Below are 19,023 nucleotides of genomic sequence, written 5' to 3' on the forward strand. Positions count from 1 at the left end.
GGAAGAAAAGGAAAAGATCATGTTTAGTCCTATTCGTAAGATTGCTCGTGCTGTTCGTGGTAAGACTGTTCAGGAACGCGAGTTTGACTACCTCAATGCTTCGATGTCGCAGGTTGATCTTGAGTTTCGTCAGCGCGAAATCGATCGCGGCCTGTTCCGCCGTTAATCTAGTCAGGTTTAACGGCAAGGCCTCTATGGATCGCATTTTGTAACAAACGCCGCTTGGCGGTTTTGAAACGATGCAATAAACTAACCAGATGCCATTTCGCCGGAAAAAACCTGCTGGATTTGTGGAAAGATTGCGCGCGCTGATTTGGCCGCGCAAAGGGTTTAAGCGTTCGTTTCGCTATTTGGCGCTGCGACTTTCACGCCTCTCGGCGTCGCCGCATTCGATTGCGGCAGGCTTTGCCATCGGTGTTGCCGTTGCGTGGACGCCATTTCTGGGTGTCCACATTATTCTGGCATTGGCTGTGGGCTTCATATTGCGTGTCAGTCTTGTGGCTGCGGCACTGGGAACGGCGGTCGCCAATCCTTTAACACTTCCCTTCATCTGGGCATCCACATGGGAAATCGGTCGCCAGCTTTTGCGCAGGGACGAAACGGCTGCCACAAATAATCTCGATCTGGGTTCGCTTATCCACCATGTGAGTTTCCGCGAACTCTGGCGGCCCGTGCTGGAGCCGATGATTGTTGGATCGGCGCTTCCTGCACTGTTAAGCGCCTTCATTGCCTATTTCGGTGTCTTTTTTCTGCTGCGCGCCATGCGCCGTCAGCGTCAGCAAGCACTTTCTTTCTCCAATAACGATACAGGAATTTCTGCATGATAATCGGCATCGGCAGTGATCTCATCGACATTCGCCGGGTCGAGAAGTCTATTGAACGTTTTGGCGAACGTTTCACCCACCGCTGTTTTACGCCCATTGAACGGGCCAAATCCGACGGACGGAAAAATCGGGCTGCGTCCTATGCCAAACGTTTTGCAGCCAAGGAGGCCTGTTCCAAGGCTTTAGGCACCGGGCTTTCGCATGGCGTGTTCTGGACCGACATGGGTGTTATCAATCTGCCGGGTGGAAAGCCGACCATGGCCCTGACTGGCGGGGCAGGTGAACATCTTGCAAAATTGCTGCCGGCAGGCCACGAAGCATTCATCCATCTAACGATCACAGATGAATTTCCTTACGCTCAAGCATTCGTGATTATTGAGGCAAGGCCCGTCAGCGCTTAAGCAATTTTCGCCGGACGGTGGTGAAATTGCCGCCACGGTCTGGCATTGAAACAGAATACTTTCCTTTACGCTGGAAAGGTTCTAGAGAAGTCTTCGATTTTAGGAACGAGCAGGCAGGTCTTTAAGTGTCCGATAAAGCTGAAAAGAAGCAGAGCGCCCTTTGGGAAAACATCAAGGTCATCGTGCAGGCATTGCTGCTTGCGATGGTTATTCGTACGGTTCTGTTTCAGCCTTTCACCATTCCGTCCGGCTCGATGATGCCGACGCTGCTGGTTGGCGACTATCTGTTCGTGAACAAGTTCTCCTATGGCTATTCGAAATATTCGCTGCCATTTTCGCCCAACCTGTTTTCGGGCCGCATTTTTGCAAGCGAACCGGAGCGTGGTGACATCATCGTATTCCGTCTGCCGCCAAACCCGGAAGTGGATTACATCAAGCGTCTCGTCGGCCTGCCGGGTGACCGTATTCAGGTGACCAATGGCGTGCTGTTCATCAATGGCAAGCCGGTTCCAAAGCAGCCTGATGGCACCTTCACGTCTGACTACCGTCTTGATCCAGGCTCTGACGTTCCGGTATTCCGCGAAACGCTCGATAACGGCGTGACCTATGATACGCTGGATCAGGTGCAGGATTCGCGCGGCGATAACACCCGTGAATTTGTCGTGCCGGAAGGCCACTACTTCTTCATGGGCGATAACCGTGACAACTCTCTCGACAGCCGCTTTGACGTCGGATTTGTTCCCGCGGAAAACCTGATCGGTCGCGCCAGCATCATCTTCTTCTCGCTGGGCAACGACACATCCTTCCGTGAATTCTGGAAATGGCCTGCCAACATGCGTTGGGACAGACTGTTCAAGGCCGTGGAATGAGCAAGGCAAAACCTCTTTCGCCGGAGGAAATTGGCCGTATCGAAGCTCTCATCGGTCATGTATTCACAGAAAAGGCGCGGCTTGACCGCGCCTTGACGCATGCAAGTGCCCGTTCTGCTTCCGCCGGAAATTATGAGAGACTGGAATTTCTGGGCGACCGCGTTCTGGGGCTGTGTGTTGCAGAACTTCTGTTTTCCACCTTCCGCTCTGCTGCGGAAGGTGAACTGTCCGTTCGTTTGAACCAGCTGGTCAGCGCCGAATCCTGCGCTGCCATTGCCGATGAAATGGGCCTGCATCAATTCATTCGTACCGGCGCAGACGTCAAGAAACTGACCGGCAAAAGCATGCTGAATGTTCGTGCCGACGTTGTGGAAAGCCTGATCGCCGCGATCTATCTCGACGGCGGCCTGGATGCCTCGCGACGCTTCATTCTCAAATTTTGGCAGAAGCGCGCCACCCGCATTGATGCCGGTCGCCGTGACGCCAAAACCGAACTTCAGGAATGGGCGCACGCCCGTTTTGCCGTCACCCCATCTTACAGGGTTGACGATCGCAGTGGACCGGATCACGATCCACGCTTTACAGTGACTGTGGAAATTCCCGGCGTCGCACCGGAAACGGGTGTTGAACGCTCGAAACGCGCAGCAGAACAGGTTGCCGCCACCAAATTACTCGAACGAGAAGGCGTCTGGCACAAAACGCCCGCCGCAGACTGATTGGACATTATGACCGAACATGAAAACAATGAAGGCCTGGGCGACGAAACCGTTGCCGCCGGTCCAACCCATTCCGGGTTTGTCGCGCTTATCGGCCCGACCAACGCCGGCAAATCGACGCTGGTAAACCGGCTGGTCGGTGCAAAAGTGTCCATCGTCAGCCACAAGGTGCAGACGACACGCGCCGTCATGCGTGGCATCGCCATTCACAACAATGCCCAGATCGTGTTCATGGACACGCCTGGCATTTTCAAACCACGCCGTAAGCTGGACCGCGCCATGGTGACGTCGGCCTGGGGTGGTGCCAAGGATGCGGATGTCATTCTGTTGTTGATCGACAGTGAACGCGGTCTGAAAGGCGATGCGGAAGCCATTCTCACCGGCCTCAAAGATGTGCCACAGCCAAAGATCCTGTGCCTCAACAAGATCGACCAGGTGCAGCGCGAAGATCTTCTGAAGCTGGCGGCTGCTGCCAATGCCGAAGTGAATTTTGAGCGCACCTTCATGATTTCGGCCACCAATGGTTCCGGCTGTGATGACCTGATGGATTATTTGGCGGAAAAGCTGCCGGAAGGCCCTTGGTATTACCCGGAAGACCAGATTTCAGATTTGCCGATGCGCCAGCTGGCTGCTGAAATCACCCGTGAAAAGCTGTTCCTGCGTCTGCATCAGGAGCTTCCTTATGCATCGCATGTCGAAACCGAAAAGTGGGAAGAGCGCAAGGACGGCTCTGTTCGCATCGAACAGGTGATCTATGTCGAGCGCGACAGCCAGAAAAAAATCGCACTTGGCAAAAACGGCGATGCGATCAAGGCAATTTCAACTGCGTCCCGTAAGGAACTGTCTGAGATCCTCGAGCAGACAGTGCATCTCTTCCTATTCGTGAAGGTGCGCGAGAACTGGGGCAATGACCCAGAACGCTTCCGCGAAATGGGTCTGGAATTCCCGAGAGGATAAGGCTGATTTTCAAGAGGACGGTTGGAACAATTGCTAAATGAGCGAGTTAGTAATCGCATAACTTAATTGTTCACAACCGTTTTGAAAATCAATGGCCCCTCGAAGTCCAGCTGGATCGTCAACCACCCCATGTGAAAAGTGTCCCTTGCGGCACATGCCGCATTTTCGAGATTTTTCTGGCAGTGAACTCGCATTTGTATCCCGTTTCAAAACCGGTGAGCTGACCGTTGAACCGGGCGCGCTGATCCTGATGGAAGGATCGCATAGCGCCCACCTTTATACCGTGCTCGACGGTTGGGGATTTCGCTACAAGACGCTGGAGGATGGGCGCCGGCAAATCCTCAATTACCTCATGCCTGGCGATCTTGTCGGTCTTCAGGGCACCGTTATGGGAGAGATGCAGCATTCTGTCGAAGCGCTCTCTCCGGTCACCCTGTGCGTTTTTGAACGTGGCAGGCTGAACAACCTTTTCACCGATCATCCGACGCTTGCCTATGACCTGACCTGGATTGCCGCCAGTGAGGAGAGAATGCTGGACAGTCACTTGCTCAGCATCGGTCGACGCACTGCGCTGGAGCGTGCCGCCTACCTGATTGCGTTTCTTTACAGCAAGGCGCGTGCGGTCAATCTGCTTGGCAAGGAAGATACCTTGCCGGTCACCCAGCAACATGTGGCCGATACGCTGGGCCTGTCCATCGTGCATACCAACAAAACCCTGCGCAAACTCTCCGATCGCAATCTGTTGCGCTGGACGGACAAAGGCTGTCTCGTGCTGGATGAGGCAGGTCTGGCGGCCGTTGCCGGTTGGGACGGTGACGACAAACAGAGTCGGCCGTTTATCTGAGCTAACGTCCAGGAACATGTCTTTTTTAAATGACGTCTTGGTCCGCATTTGCGATTCCATAATACGGGTCGCAGTGTTGCGAGGGCCGGGCAGATGGGTGAGGATAGAGAGAAGATATGGTGCGGCAACGAGCTCTCGTGCTGGAAGATGAATATCTCGTCGCGCTGGATATCGAGACAACCTTGCTTGGTATGGGGTTTGATACGGTTGACATCGCGACATCTATTGCAGGCGCAGTTACGGCTCTAGAAACGCACATTTATGATTGCGTGTTTCTGGACGTGAACATCGCAGGAGAAAACAGCTTTGATCTGGCGCGTGCGCTGGGCGAGCGGCAAATTCCCTTCGGCTTTATCAGCGGTTATAACGATACCAGTGGCTTCCCCGAGGATTTGAAGCAGGCGGTAGTGCTGGGCAAACCGTTTGATGACGGCGAATTTGCGACCTTTGTGTCCGGCATTCTCGGCGAACATGAAAAACGCGCCTCGTCTGAGGCACGGTAGGCTGTAAAGCAATTTCGCTTCTCGGGCCGATGCTGTAGAGTGACTTGAATCAGCATAGCGGCAGTTTATTCCATGCAGTGGCAGGACGAGGCAATCATTCTTGGCGTGAAGCGCCACGGCGAAACAAGTGTCATCGCCGAGGTGATGAGTCGTTCGCGTGGCCGCCATTTGGGCATGGTTCGGTCCGGCCGTTCCCGCAGCATGCAGCCGGTGTTGCAGCCGGGCAATCTGGTTGATGTGACCTGGCGTGCGCGTCTGCATGACCACCTTGGTGAATACCGCATGGAGCCTGTGCGCTTGCGCGCTGCCCAGCTGATGGAAACCGCAACTGCGGTCTATGGTGTGCAGGCCATGGGTGCGCTTCTCAGATTGTTGCCGGAACGTGATCCGCATCCGCATCTGTTTGAAGCGATGAATGTGATTCTTGAAAACATGACCAATCCCGCCGATGCCGGGGAACTGTTCGTGCGGTTTGAGCTCGCCGTGCTGAACGATCTCGGTTTTGGACTGGATTTGAGTGAGTGTGCGGCAACCGGTACGCGCGACGAACTGGTCTATGTCTCACCCAAAACCGGGCGTGCTGTGTGTCGTGCTGCCGGTCAACCCTATGCGGACCGAATGTTGATGTTGCCGCCGTTCCTTGGCCATCAGGGCAGAGCTGCCGCCACCTGTGAGAGCCTGACCGCCGCTTTCCGACTGACCGGTCATTTCCTCAACCGCCATGTTTATGAACCGCGTGGCCTAAACGACAATGCCGCCCGAGACGGTTTCGTCCAGGCGGCATTAAAAGCGTTGATGGCTGTCCAGCAGCCAGTGCTGGATTAGGCGATCGCTGGTCGCTCAACCGCCTGTTCGCGGATTGGCCAGTGAACAATGGCCGCAAAGATACCCATTCCCACACCAAGCCACCATACGAGATCGTAAGAGCCGAGAATATCGTAGAGGTAGCCGCCCATCCAGACGCCAAGGAATGAGCCGATCTGGTGCGAGAGAAACACCACGCCACCGAGCATGCCCAAATGACGCGTGCCGAACATGATGGCGACCAGTGCATTGGTTGGCGGAACGGTGGACAGCCACAACAGACCCATTACGGCAGCGAAAATGACAACTGAAAGCGGCGTCTGCGGCAGCAGCAGAAAGGCCGTCACGGCAATCGAGCGGCCAATATAGATATAGGCAAGGAAATAAGGCTTGGAGTAACGCTGGCTGATGTAACCTGCCGCCAGCGAGCCGATGACGTTGAAGAAACCGATCAGTGCCATGGCAATGACAGCGTAGCGCGGTTCAACACCTATATCACCGAGATAGGCCGGGAAGTGGGCGGTGATAAAGGCCACCTGAAAACCGCAGACAAAAAAGCCGGTTGTCAGCAACAAATAACTTTTGTGGCCAAGAGCTTCCCGCAGGGCCTCGCCAGCCGTTTGCTTAAACTGCGCCTGTGACTGCGTGCCGGATGTCGCGTTGCCGCGCAGCGGCCATGCCAGCAATGGAACGATCAGCATCATTGCGCCGATATAGACAAGGCTGTCGGACCAGCCATAAGCCGAAATCAAGCCTTGGCTGATCGGCGCAAAGAGGAACATGCCAGCAGAACCGGCGGCCGTTCCGATACCAAATGCCATGGTGCGCTGCTGCGGCGTCACATTGCGGGCAAAGGCCGAGAGGATGACGCTGAACGAACCGGCGGCAATGCCAAGGCCGACCAGTACGCCGCCGCCAAAATGCAGCCAGAAGGGTGATGTGCCAAAAGACATGCACACCAGACCCGCAGCGTAAAGAATGCCGGACAGAATAAGCACACGGCCTGTTCCATATTTATCGGCAAGCGCACCGAAAAACGGCTGGCCGATGCCCCAGAACAGGTTCTGCAATGCCATGGCAAGCCCAAAGGTCGAGCGGTCCCAGCCAGTGTCCTGCAACATTGGCAGCTGGAAAAAGCCCATGGCCGAGCGCGGGCCAAAGGTCATGACGGCAATCAGCGATCCGGCAATGATGATGAGCCAGGGCATCGGCTGGCGGATAGAATCGGGCATTCAGTAATCTCCTGATAGGCGCCCATATTAGCTTTCATCATATTTTCGCGCCAATCAGTTTTGTTGAGGTTGTGCATAATGCGCGTTGATGGAAACTGCATTTGCTGTCAAAAGCATCGCCACCATTCTATGTTGTATTTAAAAGGAAAATCTCAGCCAATGATATGTGTTCGCCGTGCCCGCTCTGCTGATGTCGACGCCATTTTTGATATCCGGACGAGTGTAACGCAGAACCATCTGACGCATGAACAACTGCTGGAGATGGGCATCTCGCAGGATGTGGTGACCGAAACGCTGGAGAGTGCAGAATGCGGCTGGATTGCCGAGGTGGACGGGCAGCCGGCTGCCTTCGCCATCGTGGACTTTGAAGACGCCTCGGTATTTGCGTTGTTCGTGAAACCGTCATTTGAAGGCCGTGGCCTTGGCCATCTGCTGATGGATAAAGCCGAGAAAGCCCTGTTTGCCAGCCATGAAACCATCTGGCTGGAGACGGACGCATCCCCGGATATTCGCGCCAATGGCTTTTACCAGAAACGCAACTGGATTGCCGTTGGCGTCGATGACAAGGGTGATGTTCGTTACGAGAAAAAGCGCGGTTGAGGGTTAACCGCGCTTCTTGATTGCCCAGCCGTCATTGCGGCTTTCGATAATGATTGCCGTGTCACCCACGGCAATCTGGCCTTCACCACGCGGTGTGACGTTCCAACCGAAAAGCGGGCCGGGCACACGGCGGTCGGCCGACATGCGTAACCGCCCCATCGCCTTCATTGGCGACGCACCCTCGCGCGAACCAGTCAACTGGTCCTGAGTGGTCATGATGCAGCGGGCACAGGGTTTGACCAGATCAAAACGGATGCCGTTGATTTCCAATGCCGCCCAGCGGTCTTCCGCCCATGGCTCATCCGTATCCAGCACGACATTGGGACGGAAACGATCCATGCCAATGCCGTCTTCGCCATTGGCGGCCATGTTTTCATTGAGTGCAGCCAACGACGCAGTTGTCGTGACGAGGATCTGATAGCCGTCGGCAAAGGTGACGGGCGTTTCATCGCCAGCCCATTCTTCAGAGGCGATGCGCGTGGACGCCTCATCAAAAAACACCAGCTTGAGTTCGGTGCCCATCCAGCCTGACAGCACGGTGTTGATCTCATCCGGTGCCACGGCTGCATTGACTGTTGATTTCCAAACCACGACATCCATGCGTTCTGGCGAGGGCAGGGCGAGAATCTCGCCATCCGTGTCGGTGGACAGGCGCAGTCCGCTGCCGGACTGCAAGGCGGTAATCCGCGCGATGGATGGCAATTCGCGTTGGGTAATGAACTGACCGGAAGCATGCACAAACATGGCGCGGCGATCGCCGGGCAAACCTTCCCAGGTGATAGGGCTTTGCGAAAGCGGAATGCCGCGCGCACTTTTCAGCGGGTAGATATTCAGCGCCGATATGCGCATGCAAACCTCCTCAGATTTCATCCAGAAACAGATCCAGCACCTGCTGTAATCTGTCATGCCGTTCCTTGGCCAGCGCCCTTCCGGTTTCTGTCTTGAACCCGTCGGCCAGCGTGAACAACTTCGTCTGGAAGTGGTCTATTGCAAATGTCCTGTCGTCAAGGGGGCGTTCTCTGGCTAGTGGGTCTTGCGGGTCATAAAGTGCTGAACCCAACCGTCCGGCAATATAGAAACACCGGGCTGCCCCCACCATGCCGATGGCGTCCAGCCTGTCCGCATCCTGCAGGATTTTTGCCTCCAGCGTTTGTGGCTCCAGATTGGCGGAAAAACTGTGCGTGGTAATGGCGTGTTTCACCGCCTCGATATCTGCGGTCTGCCAATTCAGCCCCAGCAATATGCCTTCGGCCTTTTCCGCAGCCAGCCGTGAGGCCTGTGCCCGCAGCGGTGAGTTCTTCTCAACGGCCACGCAATCATGCAGCAACACACTTGCAGCCAGAACAGGTCCATTGCCGCCTTCGGTCGCATGAATACGCATTGCGTTGCGAAACACGCGGTGGATATGGGCCAGATCATGCGAGCCGTCATCGCCCTCGGTTGCGTGAGGAATCAACTGCTCGGCAAGCGAAGCGAAGGGGGCGAAGGATTGGGCCTGCATATGTTCTTTCCTTGGAATTTTTTCGCTGTTTAGAACCAAGTGCAGGCCATGGCAATCTGCATCACGTCTTGCTTTCGGCGAGAACTTCCGCCGCTGATTTTCCGGTCAGGATCTTCTGGTAGAACAGACCAATTCCGATCAGCACCACACCCAGACCAATGAAGGAGAGGGCGCGCAGCACACCTTCAAGGTTGCTCATGTCAATAAGGAAGGCTTTTGCAACTGCCAGCAGCACCAGCCCTGCGGAAGCAAGACGCAGGCTCTTGGCATCAAATTTCGAGCCGAGCGCCAGCAGCAGAACGCCGATTGCCAGCCATACCACCGAGTAGGTGTAGGTTTCGCTCTGTAGGAAGCCTTTCCAGCTGGCGATATTTTCACCCTGCCAGAAACGACGCACCGACAGTGTTGCCCAGGCAAACAGAAGTGCCGCACCAGACAGTGCCAGCATCACCACATAGGCAAGCGGACGTTTGCCGCGCGCGTAATAGGCAAGCCCGCCATAGGCCATCCCAGGCAACAGATAACCGATCAGCAGCAGGTTGAGGAACGGCCATGGTCCGGTATTTTCACCGCTGAAATACGGGTTGAGTGCGCCGAAATGCATGGTCAGAACATTGACCATGGCAATGGCGCCGGCAATCATAGAGCCAACACGGAAGATCGGGCTTGGCGATTTCAGGTCGAGCGTCATCAACACGCCCGACATGCCGATGGTCAAAAGCGTATAGATCGACTGTTCACCAAGTGTCGGAACCGCGTCGTTCAGTACGCCGCCATTCATGGCGTGTCGAACGAGGATTGCAATCGCCAGGAGGCCCATGAGGCTGGCAATGGCCTGCAGGAAGTTCTTGATGCGGTTTTCCGGCCAGTTGCGCAGCTGGTAAGCGGCAGCGATGGCGAGCACCGCCGGAATACCATAACCGGGCAGTAGCGCGTTGAATACCGGCGTCAGCCCAAGGTTTTGTGGTCCGACGATTGTGGGTTCCCAGGCGATGCGGCCAAGAACGCCGACGCTTGCGATGGCCATGATCCATGGCAGGGCGTCCCATGTGCGCCACCGGGTGGCCAGAACATAGACAAAGCCCAGCACGGAAAGCAGTACGGTTGTTGCCAAACCATCAGTCAACGTATGCAGGGTAAAGGCGAAGGCGATAAATGAGCCTGTCACCAGCAGGTTGAGCGGCATCCGATATACAGCATCCTTATCCTGCCTGTGCAGCCATTCCGCGCCGGCAATCAGGATAAAGCCAAGTGCCAGACCATAGGCTGCGTGCGGCCAATCGCGTGTCAGGTTACCATATTCAACAAAGCTAATTGTGCCGAGCCATACAGGAATGATGGCCGCAATGCCGGCCCAAAGCAACGCAAAGTCAGGATCTTGCTCGCCCTTGCGCTTGAGGAAGGCAAAGCTGCACAGTAGGAAAATGGCGCCAAGGCCAAGTGCGATGGCAATATCGGCACCGACATTGCCCTGTGCGACAGCCGGCGGGGCAATGTCGGTGCCGGTAATCATTCCCGAGAAATAGAACACGCTACGGGTGGTCAGTGTGACGATGGCAAGGGCGCCAAGTGCGGAAAATACCGCAGGCCATACGGCAAAATGGCGGCTGGCACCCAGCGCCGCGAGGGCTGCGATCACGCTTGCCATGGCAAAGCTTGGATGAATATTTGTCGACGCGGCTGTCAGGACCATGGCCATGGCGGGCAAGATCGCCGCCAGTGATGCGGTCAGGCTGATAGCGATCGGGTGGCGCGCCGCCAGTTTCAGCATGCGCACGGACAATCTGGCAGGTGCGGTCTTCTGCGGCGGATCCGTTTCTGCGACGCTTTCCTGTTGTTGCAGTTGTCCATCAAACGCCTTGCCCGGCCAGATGAAGATGGTTCCAGCCAGCATTGCCAGCAAGGCAAGTGTCGGTGGTGTCAGGTCAACGATATCGCTGGCGCCGATATAACCAAGCGCCCAGAGCCCAAGGCCGGCATTGGCAAGTGCCGGGACAATTTTCCAGTTCTGGCTGCGGCAGGCGAATGCGGTGGCAGCCCAGGAAATGGTGAGGAAAATGAACAGCGCCCATATGTTGGGTGTCTCGGTCGAAACCAGTGCTGGCGTTAACATGGAGCCAAACAGACCAAGCCCGGCCAGTGCCTGCCCATGCAGCAGCGAAAGTCCAAGAGTGGCAAAGGCCACCAGACCAAGCGTTATAAACGCTGTTGTCGGGCCGATATACTCGTAGATTCCATAGGCGGCAAAGACCACGCCAAACAAGGTGAGTGAGCCTGCAGCCGTCAGAACGCCGGGGATCATGGCGTTTGAATAGGCGGCTGTTACGCTGGGAACGGCCTTTCGGCGAATGGCTTCACCGGCAGCCCACAGCAGAAGACCAAAGATACCGGCCAGAGCAAGGCGTACGGCTGGGCTGAGCAGTCCGCTTTCAATGGAATATTTGACAAGGAAGATGCCACCCAAGGCCAGCGCGATGCCACCGGCCCAAACCGCCCAGCGCGCGCCTAGACGGTTTTCAAAGCTTTCGCGCGGCGGCAAGGTCGCTGCTGCTGTCTGCTGTTCCGGCACGGTCTCTGTGACAACATCCTGGTCCTGCGCCACTTCCTGTGCGACGAGATCCGCGGGGCGTGAGGGTTCCTGCTCTTGTGGCCTAAGGGCAGCGACGTCTTTTTCCGGACCTTCTGCGCCAAGGAAAGCGTCCTGCTGTTCTGCCTCGGCCTGCAGGCTTTCTTGCGTTGCCACGGGCGGCTGGCCAGCTGCCAGCATTCTTTTCAGCGCCTTGACTTCACGTTCAAGGACTTTGATGCGACTGGCACTGCGGAAACTGGAAACGAGCGTGTAGATAAAGGCGGCCACATAGGCTACGGCCAGCAGAACGAGCATTTCCAATAGTCACTCTCCCGATTATAGCGGTTCAGAAACACGAGCGTGTGGCCATGTCTGCTAAACAGCGCAAAAACAGGAATGCGGGGTGTTTCCGTGACAAAGCATGTCCGGAAGCACTGTTCATTCCTGTGCCTCATCCGGTTTTATACGTGTGTGCGAATTTATTGTGCAAGCCATGATTTAGCCAGCTCAATATCGGATGCACCGATATCGTGTCCGTGAGGCGCAGTTTCCAGCCGTATTTCTGCGCCTGCGCCTGACAATATCTCGGAAAGACGCACGGTCTGATCGCGGTATTTGTCGGTCTCTCCGGCTGAGAGCAGGATTTTGCGGCCGCTCAAATCCGCCGCCGGCCAATGTTCTAACACCGGCATGGCCCGCAGTAGAAGTGTATCGGCCGCAAACTGCGGGTGAAGCGCAAAAAACGCCGCCAGGAAGTTGGCACCGTTGGAGTGACCGATGAAACGCAGCTTTTTGACATCAATGCCATAGGCGGCAATCGCGCCCTCGACAAAGGCGGCAAAGGCTTCGGCTTCGCGGGCAATATCGCTCTGGTCAAAGGACGAATTGCCAAAACGCCGGAACCAGCGGGCAATGCCTTCTTCGGTGCTGCGACCGCGCACCCCAAGCAGCGTGGCGTTGGGTGCCGCTTTTGCGGCGAGAGGCATAAGGCTCGTTTCGCTGCCGCCGGAACCATGCAGTAATATCAATACGCTGCCATCCGGCTGCTGCGGTGTGTAGAAGCGGTGCACGAACGGCAATTCGCGGTAAATCACCCGCTCATCGCCCGGCATTGCAAATTGCGGCAGGGAAACTCGGGCAGCCTCAGCGTCGGCCTCAAAATCGGGTGGAATGAACAGCGCCTCACCGAGTCTGTTGGGCGCTTCGTCAATGGTCATGCCGGGACCATCGGTCGCCATTTCGATCAGCACGCCGCCGGGCTCACGCACATAGAGTGAGGCGAAATATTTGCGGTCATGGGTATTGGTGACGCTGGAGTTCAGCTTTTTCAACTCGGCATGCACGCTGTTCAACTCGTCGTCGTTACGGGCGCGAAAGGCAATGTGGTCAACCGTGCCGGTGCCGGGTGCGCTAGACCAGAAGCCGGTGGCATCGCGCACATCGATAATGTCGCCGGAAGCCGAAACCATGCGGCGAATGGCGCCTTGCTTTTGTGTGAAGACGTAACCGAAATAGCGGGACAGAAAGCTCTGGGTCTCATCCTGCGCTTCGCTGAGCATCGTCGCGCCACGGATGCGGCGGATGGCATGCTCACGCGGAATGCCCGGCGCTTCATGCGGGTCGGCCTCGGCAAATGCGGTCGTGCCACAAAGCTTGACGATGATTCCGTCCGGATCTTTCAGCCGGATGACCGGTTCGCCAAATTCCTCCATCGGGCCTTCGGTGCGAATGCCTGCCGTTAGTGCGCGGGTCAACCAGAAGCCAATGCTGGCGGGATCAATCGCCAGAGATACTTCCAGCGTTTGCCCGTGACCGACACGGCCTTGACCACCATCTTCCCAGATCAGGAACGTTACGAGGGAGCCGGGGCTTGCGGAGTGATCGCCATAGATCAAATGTAGCTGCATCGCATCTTCAAAACCTGCGGTGCGTTTGACGAGGCGCAGGCCAAGAAATCCGGCATAGAAGTCGACGTTGGCCTGTACCTTCCGGGCAATCATGGTGATGTGATGAATGCCTGCATCCGCGATCATGCTCAAACGACCTTTCTTCAATCCTTGTCAGCTCTGCACCATATGGTCGCGTCACCTGACATTACGCAAGGGCAGGAGTGTGGATATCACTAGGAGGTGAAGGTTTTGCGCAAAAAGCGTGCGTGTTGCTTTTTGTCTTGTCTGTAAATGATTAAAAAATAAACAGTATTAAATATAGCATATTTTATGTGCATTTTTTACTTGCGCCTTGAGTTTGAATTGGATTTGATAAGGCTAATTCAATCAAAAACTTCCAGGGGGAAGAACAATGTTAACGCGCAGGTTGTTTTCGAAAATCGCGACATTTACGGCTCTTGGCCTTTCGGTCGGCTTTGCCGCTCCGGCGTTTGCCGAAACGCCGATCAAGTTCACGCTCGATTGGAAGTTTGAAGGTCCGGCCGCCGGCTTCCTGCTGGCGGTGGACAAGGGTTACTTCAAGGCCGAGGGACTGGATGTCACAATCGATAGCGGTAACGGTTCGGTGGAAGCCATTCCACGCGTTGCCACCGGTGCCTACCAGATGGGTTTCGGCGACATTAATTCGGTGATGAAATTCCTGGATGAAGACCCAAGCCAGAAGGTGAAGGCCGTCTACATGGTTTATGAGCGCCCGACATTTGCTGTTGTTGGCCGCAAATCGCTCGGCGTCACCACAGACCCGAAGTCTCTGGAAGGCAAGAAGCTTGGTGCGCCACCGCCGGATGGCGCGTTTGCCCAGTGGAAGGCCTTCAAGGAAGTGGCTGCGCTTGACGACAGCAAGATCACCATCGAATCGATTGGTTTCCCGGTACGTGAGCCGATGCTGGCCAAGGGTGATGTCGATGCGGTCTTTGGTTTTGCATTCTCGGTCATTTTGAACCTGAAGGCGCAGGGTATTTCTGATGATGATATCGCCACCATTCTGATGGCTGAAAACGGCTTGAATCTTTACGGCAACGCCGTGCTGGTAAACACTGATTTTGCCGAGAAAAATCCAGAAGCCGTCAAGGGTTTCCTCAAGGCTCTCGCCAAGGGGTTTGCTGATGCCGTGGCCAAGCCGGAAGAGGGTGTCGCGGCCGTTCTTGCGCGCAATGAAACCCTCAACAGCGAGATCGAACTTGAGCGCCTCAACATGGCCAATGCCATGAACATCAAGACACCTTACGTCGTTGAAAACGGTATGGGCGGTATTGATCCGGAGCGTCTGGCCGCCTCGATCGAGACACTGAAAATCTCGCTCGGCCTCAAAGGCAACGTCAAGGCTGAGCAGGTTTTTGATGCCAGCTATCTGCCAGCCAAGGAAGAACGCATGCTGCCTTGATTGGCCGCAAAGTCGCATCGTTATGCCCGGGCTGTTCCCGGGCATCTACCAACGCTCATAGACTTGCATGGGGAATGGACCGGGAGGGGCAACAATCGCCCGGTCCGCCCACGCAGGTGAGCGTCAGAATTACAGGGACTGGGAACATGGCTCATCTGGTTGAAATCGATAACGTTGACATGCGTTATGGTGGCGCGGCGGGAACGCTTGCCGTGTCAGGTCTGAACCTCACCGTGGACAAGGGGCAATTCACTGCGGTCGTCGGGCCTTCGGGGTGTGGAAAATCGACGCTGATGAAGCTGGTGACCGGCCTGCACATTCCGCAGGTTGGCAACGTGATTGTTGCTGGAAAACAGGTGACACAGCCTGTGTCGATTGTCGGCATGGCGTTCCAGAACCCGACTATGCTGCCATGGCGCACGACGTTGGAGAACATCCTGTTGCCGCTGGAAATCGTCGAAAAGCACCGTCATCGCCTGCGTGCGCATAAGGCCGAATATGTTGCCAAGGCAGAACGCCTGCTGGAAATTGTCGGGTTGAAAGGATTTGGCTCGAAGTTTCCATGGCAGCTATCAGGCGGTATGCAGCAGCGCGCCAATCTGTGCCGCGCACTGATCCACGAGCCGGAACTACTGATGCTGGACGAGCCGTTTGGTGCGCTGGATGCCTTCACCCGTGAGGAACTGTGGTGCGTCATCCGAGACCTGCATGCGGCCCAGAACGTCACGATTATTCTCGTCACGCATGATCTGCGCGAGGCAGTATTTCTGGCCGACAAGATTTTTGTGATGACGGCACGACCAGGCCGTATCCTGAAAGAACATACGGTGCCGTTTGTCCGGCCCCGGCAACTGGACCTGATGTATGAGCACAGTTTTAACGACATGGTGCACGAACTGCATGGTGAAATTGCAAAGGCGAGGGTAGCCGCATGAGTGCGTTCGTCGAAACTGGCATGGCCACAGAACGTCCCAAACCTCTGATCGCCCGGGTCAATTGGGTCAAGGCGGCACCGTGGCTTTATACGCTGGCGCTATTTCTTTCGTGGGAACTGCTGGTCAAGGCGCTGGATATGCCGCCGACCATCCTGCCGTCGCCGACGCGGGTGTTTCAGGCCATTGCCCAATATTGGTCACCCATCTGGAAAAACTCGCTGCAGACGCTTTACACGACGACGCTCGGTTTCATTCTGGCGGTTGTCGCAGGTCTGGCTATCGGCCTGTTCATTGGTTGGTCAAAGACCATTTATGCCGGGCTTTATCCGCTGATGATCGGTTTTAACGCGATTCCGAAAGTCGCCTTGGTGCCAATTCTTGTCATTTGGTTCGGTATCGGCACGGTACCGGCTGTCCTGACGGCGTTTCTGATTTCCTTCTTCCCGATCGTGGTCAATGTTGCCACAGGCCTTGCTACCATCGAGCCGGAAACCGAGGATGTGCTGAGGGCGCTTGGCGCGAAGAAAATGGATATCATGCTGAAGGTGGGTATCCCGCGCTCCATGCCCTATTTCTTTGGATCGCTGAAAATCGCCATCACGCTTGCCTTCGTGGGGTCTGTCGTCTCAGAGACGGTGGCCTCCAACTATGGCCTGGGCAATATGATGAGCTCCGCGCAGAGCCAGTTCAACGTGCCCCTGGTGTTTGCTGGCCTGCTGATGCTGGCGATAGAAGGTATCGTCATGTATGCGGTCATGGCCTGGCTTGAAAGACGCATGACCGGTTGGGCGCATCGCTCCACTATGGGACAATAACCCAAACAAAAAGGCCGATTGTGAAATCGGCCTTTTTGTTATGGCGTTCGTTATTCTGCCGGTTGCGCCGCCGTCACTTCTGACCGTTCGTCAAAGGCCAGTTTCATCGCTTTTGTCATGTCACGGGTCGTTGACCACCAGCCTTCGCTGCGCGCCCAATAACGTAATTTCACGGTGGCGGTATCCCCACTGACGGAATCAATGAAGGTAACAGGGGCAGGATCGAGCAGCACGCGACTGTTGGAACGTGCGACATTCATCAGAGTGTCCTGCGCCTCTGCCAGGCTTTCGCCCTTTGGTACAGTCACGCTTAACTCATGGCGACGCGACGGAAAACGGCTGTAATTGGTAATCGGCACATTCCACAGCGTCGAGTTTGGCGCCAGTCTGTATAGTCCGTCACTGGTTTTCAGCTCGGTGGCAAATAGACCAATTTCAATCACGGTTCCGCTGACCGCGCTGGTTTCAATATATTCGCCAACCCGAAACGGGCGCAGCACCAGCAGCATGATACCGGCGGCAATATTCTGCAGCGTGCCTTGCAGGGCAAGACCGATGGCCAAACCTGCTGCACCAAGAGCCGCCAGAATAGAGGCGGTCTGCACGCCAAACTGGCCAAGCACCATGACGATTACCAGAATAAGGATCACATAGCGGATCGCACCGGAGAAAAACCGCGCCAGCGTTTCGTCAAAACCGCGAATGCGTGACAGGCCCTCGAAAGCCCAGCGCTGCACGAACGATGCCGCCAACCAGCCGATACACAAGAGCAACAACGCCCCCACGATCGAGAAGGAATATTGCACAAGCAGCGCGCTTGCCTGACGAAGAGCCGCCTGCGAAGCGACAAAAAATTCCGTAGCTTGTTGTTCCATGAAACTATTCTGAAGCCTTGTTTCCTAAATGTTCAAATTGCCAACGACAAAGATTGGAAATGGTTCCGCCAAAAATGCAATGCATTTTATATAGCGCGCAACGCGTGCTTCGAGCCAGTCAAACCGGCCGTTGGGTGTCGTCAGCCTTTCAATGGCAGTACAAAGGGAACATTTCCATCTGTATCGGCGCCCCGGCCAATAGCCTTGAAGGCGGCAACCAATCGGCCATCACGGTTCAGCAGGCGGTCGCCAATTTCGATGATCCGTGAATTGGGCGTTGCATAGGGTGAGGCCTGCCGCAAACGTTTGGCCAGATCCTGTTCGTTCTGTTCCGGGTATAACGCCAGAGAAACAAGGGCAGCAGCAGCCGGAGAGCGGGAGACCCCCATCCAGCAGTGGACCAGCAGCGGAGCCGACTGATCCCAACTCTTCGCAAAATCGATCAGGTTCTGGATGTGACCATCCTGCGGGGCGATCAAATTACCGGTGCCAGCAAAACTGATGTCATTCATCGCAAGCGTCAGGTGACGCTCTGCAAGAATGACCGCAGGGCGATGGAAATCCTGCTTCTCAGCCAGCAGGCTGACCATTTCCCGAGACTTGTGGCGTACCGCCATTTCTGCAATTCGCCCCAGTGGTGAAACAACAATTGCGGTCATGCAACACCGCTTTTCTGCTGGGTGCGTAAAGATTCGATGGCGTTGAAACGCTCAATGAACAGGTGCTGGGCCTCAAGGGCCGGCAAAGGGTCAATCAACAGCATGTCGCAGGTAATACCACGGGGTTGGCCAAAGAACTTCTTGGCCTCGGTCATCGAAAAACCGGCAAGCTCGGTTGCCTCGAAATAGGCCGCAACCGTATCGGCCTTCTTGATGCGGTCCTTGAGTTCGCTGGATGGGTGCGGCGCCAACGAGAAGCGCAGATGAATGGCCGCCTCTAGCCGTTTCTCCACCGACTTGTAACCGCCTCCGACGACCGACTTGAACGGAGAAATCATGTCGCCGATCACATATTCCGGTGCATCATGCAGCAGGGCCATCAGCATTTCGTCTGGCGTGGCGTCATTGCTGCGGCTGAAAATCGTCTCGACGATCAGACTGTGTTGTGCAACCGAAAATGCGTGATTGCCGTGCGTCTGGCCGTTCCAGCGCGCAACGCGAGCAAGCCCATGGGCAATGTCGGCAATTTCAACATCAAGCGGCGAGGGGTCCAGCAGGTCGAGGCGGCGGCCGGACAACATCCGTT

Annotated in this window: 21 protein-coding genes; 13 read left to right on the top strand and 8 right to left on the bottom strand. The window is 55.8% G+C overall.

Annotation, left to right across the window (positions count from 1 at the left end):
• The first annotated feature begins 19 nt into the window (after positions 1 to 19).
• The 9 genes from IB237_RS04500 to recO all read left to right on the top strand — a co-directional run bounded on the left by IB237_RS04500 (position 20) and on the right by recO (position 5,939).
• Positions 20 to 166 (top strand): DUF3563 domain-containing protein, encoded by a 147-nt coding sequence (locus tag IB237_RS04500; protein ID WP_192487379.1) that lies wholly within the window; start codon positions 20 to 22, stop codon positions 164 to 166.
• 124 nt (positions 167 to 290) lie between these two features.
• Positions 291 to 824: a DUF2062 domain-containing protein gene (locus IB237_RS04505; RefSeq protein WP_371815253.1), complete on the top strand. Its 534-nt coding sequence runs from the start codon at positions 291 to 293 to the stop codon at positions 822 to 824.
• Positions 821 to 1,225 (top strand): holo-ACP synthase, encoded by a 405-nt coding sequence (acpS, locus tag IB237_RS04510; protein WP_192487381.1) that lies wholly within the window; start codon positions 821 to 823, stop codon positions 1,223 to 1,225. The genes IB237_RS04505 and acpS overlap by 4 nt, the downstream gene beginning before the upstream one ends.
• A 125-nt stretch (positions 1,226 to 1,350) precedes the next feature.
• Positions 1,351 to 2,094, top strand: coding sequence for a signal peptidase I (gene lepB / locus IB237_RS04515; RefSeq protein ID WP_192487382.1), 744 nt, complete (start codon positions 1,351 to 1,353; stop codon positions 2,092 to 2,094).
• Positions 2,091 to 2,810, top strand: a complete 720-nt coding sequence (rnc, locus tag IB237_RS04520; RefSeq protein ID WP_192487383.1) for a ribonuclease III — start codon at positions 2,091 to 2,093, stop codon at positions 2,808 to 2,810. The genes lepB and rnc overlap by 4 nt, the downstream gene beginning before the upstream one ends.
• Before the next feature lie 9 nt (positions 2,811 to 2,819).
• On the top strand, positions 2,820 to 3,767 hold the full coding sequence (era, locus tag IB237_RS04525) for a GTPase Era (RefSeq protein WP_192487384.1): 948 nt from the start codon (positions 2,820 to 2,822) through the stop codon (positions 3,765 to 3,767).
• A gap of 91 nt (positions 3,768 to 3,858) precedes the next feature.
• Complete coding sequence (locus IB237_RS04530; protein WP_192487385.1) at positions 3,859 to 4,611, top strand: Crp/Fnr family transcriptional regulator; 753 nt, start codon at positions 3,859 to 3,861, stop codon at positions 4,609 to 4,611.
• 116 nt (positions 4,612 to 4,727) lie between these two features.
• Positions 4,728 to 5,114 carry a response regulator gene (locus tag IB237_RS04535; RefSeq protein WP_192487386.1) on the top strand — a complete coding sequence of 129 codons (387 nt, stop codon included), beginning with the start codon at positions 4,728 to 4,730 and terminating at the stop codon, positions 5,112 to 5,114.
• A 72-nt stretch (positions 5,115 to 5,186) separates the two neighbouring features.
• A complete protein-coding gene (gene recO / locus IB237_RS04540; protein ID WP_192487387.1) occupies positions 5,187 to 5,939 on the top strand; it encodes a DNA repair protein RecO in 753 nt (250 codons plus the stop codon).
• On the opposite strand, the gene IB237_RS04545 is transcribed toward recO, so the two are convergent.
• Positions 5,936 to 7,150, bottom strand: a complete 1,215-nt coding sequence (locus tag IB237_RS04545) for an MFS transporter (RefSeq protein ID WP_192487388.1) — start codon at positions 7,148 to 7,150, stop codon at positions 5,936 to 5,938. The two genes, recO and IB237_RS04545, sit on opposite strands and share 4 nt — an antisense overlap.
• A 159-nt stretch (positions 7,151 to 7,309) precedes the next feature.
• Here IB237_RS04545 and IB237_RS04550 point away from each other — a divergent pair, with 159 nt between their 5' ends.
• On the top strand, positions 7,310 to 7,750 hold the full coding sequence (locus IB237_RS04550) for a GNAT family N-acetyltransferase (RefSeq protein WP_192487389.1): 441 nt from the start codon (positions 7,310 to 7,312) through the stop codon (positions 7,748 to 7,750).
• Between the two features lie 3 nt (positions 7,751 to 7,753).
• Here the strand turns inward: IB237_RS04550 and IB237_RS04555 are convergent, their stop codons facing one another.
• The 4 genes from IB237_RS04555 to IB237_RS04570 form a co-directional block, all read right to left on the bottom strand.
• Complete coding sequence (locus IB237_RS04555; protein WP_192487390.1) at positions 7,754 to 8,599, bottom strand: MOSC domain-containing protein; 846 nt, start codon at positions 8,597 to 8,599, stop codon at positions 7,754 to 7,756.
• 10 nt (positions 8,600 to 8,609) lie between these two features.
• Entirely contained in the window at positions 8,610 to 9,251 is a 642-nt protein-coding gene (locus tag IB237_RS04560) for an HD domain-containing protein (RefSeq protein WP_192487391.1), read from the bottom strand.
• A gap of 61 nt (positions 9,252 to 9,312) precedes the next feature.
• Positions 9,313 to 12,135: a DUF2339 domain-containing protein gene (locus IB237_RS04565; RefSeq protein WP_192487873.1), complete on the bottom strand. Its 2,823-nt coding sequence runs from the start codon at positions 12,133 to 12,135 to the stop codon at positions 9,313 to 9,315.
• A 164-nt stretch (positions 12,136 to 12,299) separates the two neighbouring features.
• The gene (locus tag IB237_RS04570) at positions 12,300 to 13,853 is read right to left on the bottom strand and encodes a VOC family protein (protein WP_192487874.1); all 1,554 of its coding nucleotides are present in this window, start codon (positions 13,851 to 13,853) and stop codon (positions 12,300 to 12,302) included.
• Between the two features lie 268 nt (positions 13,854 to 14,121).
• On the opposite strand from IB237_RS04570, the gene IB237_RS04575 reads away from it, so the two are divergent.
• The 3 genes from IB237_RS04575 (at position 14,122) to IB237_RS04585 (ending at position 16,903) form a co-directional block, all read left to right on the top strand.
• Entirely contained in the window at positions 14,122 to 15,153 is a 1,032-nt protein-coding gene (locus tag IB237_RS04575) for an ABC transporter substrate-binding protein (RefSeq protein ID WP_192487392.1), read from the top strand.
• 146 nt (positions 15,154 to 15,299) lie between these two features.
• Entirely contained in the window at positions 15,300 to 16,088 is a 789-nt protein-coding gene (locus IB237_RS04580; protein ID WP_192487393.1) for an ABC transporter ATP-binding protein, read from the top strand.
• Positions 16,085 to 16,903 (top strand): ABC transporter permease, encoded by an 819-nt coding sequence (locus IB237_RS04585; RefSeq protein ID WP_192487394.1) that lies wholly within the window; start codon positions 16,085 to 16,087, stop codon positions 16,901 to 16,903. Before IB237_RS04580 ends, IB237_RS04585 begins: the two co-directional genes overlap by 4 nt.
• 50 nt (positions 16,904 to 16,953) lie before the next feature.
• Here the strand turns inward: IB237_RS04585 and IB237_RS04590 are convergent, their stop codons facing one another.
• The 3 genes from IB237_RS04590 to IB237_RS04600 form a co-directional block, all read right to left on the bottom strand.
• Positions 16,954 to 17,778: a mechanosensitive ion channel family protein gene (locus IB237_RS04590; RefSeq protein WP_192487395.1), complete on the bottom strand. Its 825-nt coding sequence runs from the start codon at positions 17,776 to 17,778 to the stop codon at positions 16,954 to 16,956.
• Positions 17,779 to 17,918: 140 nt separating this feature from the next.
• On the bottom strand, positions 17,919 to 18,437 hold the full coding sequence (locus tag IB237_RS04595) for a tyrosine phosphatase family protein (RefSeq protein ID WP_192487396.1): 519 nt from the start codon (positions 18,435 to 18,437) through the stop codon (positions 17,919 to 17,921).
• On the bottom strand, positions 18,434 to 19,018 hold the full coding sequence (locus tag IB237_RS04600) for a YfbR-like 5'-deoxynucleotidase (protein WP_192487875.1): 585 nt from the start codon (positions 19,016 to 19,018) through the stop codon (positions 18,434 to 18,436). The genes IB237_RS04595 and IB237_RS04600 overlap by 4 nt, the downstream gene beginning before the upstream one ends.
• Between the last annotated feature and the right edge of the window lie 5 nt (positions 19,019 to 19,023).

Source organism: Agrobacterium sp. AGB01 (genome assembly GCF_014851585.1).
Taxonomy (GTDB): domain Bacteria; phylum Pseudomonadota; class Alphaproteobacteria; order Rhizobiales; family Rhizobiaceae; genus Agrobacterium.

Coding starts and splice junctions, on each gene's coding strand:
- IB237_RS04500 (WP_192487379.1), top strand. CDS start 20: ATGTTTAGTCCTATTCGTAAGATTGCTCGTGCTGTTCGTGGTAAGACT.
- acpS (WP_192487381.1), top strand. CDS start 821: ATGATAATCGGCATCGGCAGTGATCTCATCGACATTCGCCGGGTCGAG.
- rnc (WP_192487383.1), top strand. CDS start 2,091: ATGAGCAAGGCAAAACCTCTTTCGCCGGAGGAAATTGGCCGTATCGAA.
- era (WP_192487384.1), top strand. CDS start 2,820: ATGACCGAACATGAAAACAATGAAGGCCTGGGCGACGAAACCGTTGCC.
- IB237_RS04530 (WP_192487385.1), top strand. CDS start 3,859: ATGGCCCCTCGAAGTCCAGCTGGATCGTCAACCACCCCATGTGAAAAG.
- IB237_RS04535 (WP_192487386.1), top strand. CDS start 4,728: ATGGTGCGGCAACGAGCTCTCGTGCTGGAAGATGAATATCTCGTCGCG.
- recO (WP_192487387.1), top strand. CDS start 5,187: ATGCAGTGGCAGGACGAGGCAATCATTCTTGGCGTGAAGCGCCACGGC.
- IB237_RS04545 (WP_192487388.1), bottom strand. CDS start 7,150: ATGCCCGATTCTATCCGCCAGCCGATGCCCTGGCTCATCATCATTGCC.
- IB237_RS04550 (WP_192487389.1), top strand. CDS start 7,310: ATGATATGTGTTCGCCGTGCCCGCTCTGCTGATGTCGACGCCATTTTT.
- IB237_RS04555 (WP_192487390.1), bottom strand. CDS start 8,599: ATGCGCATATCGGCGCTGAATATCTACCCGCTGAAAAGTGCGCGCGGC.
- IB237_RS04560 (WP_192487391.1), bottom strand. CDS start 9,251: ATGCAGGCCCAATCCTTCGCCCCCTTCGCTTCGCTTGCCGAGCAGTTG.
- IB237_RS04565 (WP_192487873.1), bottom strand. CDS start 12,135: ATGCTCGTTCTGCTGGCCGTAGCCTATGTGGCCGCCTTTATCTACACG.
- IB237_RS04570 (WP_192487874.1), bottom strand. CDS start 13,853: ATGATCGCGGATGCAGGCATTCATCACATCACCATGATTGCCCGGAAG.
- IB237_RS04575 (WP_192487392.1), top strand. CDS start 14,122: ATGTTAACGCGCAGGTTGTTTTCGAAAATCGCGACATTTACGGCTCTT.
- IB237_RS04580 (WP_192487393.1), top strand. CDS start 15,300: ATGGCTCATCTGGTTGAAATCGATAACGTTGACATGCGTTATGGTGGC.
- IB237_RS04585 (WP_192487394.1), top strand. CDS start 16,085: ATGAGTGCGTTCGTCGAAACTGGCATGGCCACAGAACGTCCCAAACCT.
- IB237_RS04590 (WP_192487395.1), bottom strand. CDS start 17,778: ATGGAACAACAAGCTACGGAATTTTTTGTCGCTTCGCAGGCGGCTCTT.
- IB237_RS04595 (WP_192487396.1), bottom strand. CDS start 18,437: ATGACCGCAATTGTTGTTTCACCACTGGGGCGAATTGCAGAAATGGCG.
- IB237_RS04600 (WP_192487875.1), bottom strand. CDS start 19,018: ATGTTGTCCGGCCGCCGCCTCGACCTGCTGGACCCCTCGCCGCTTGAT.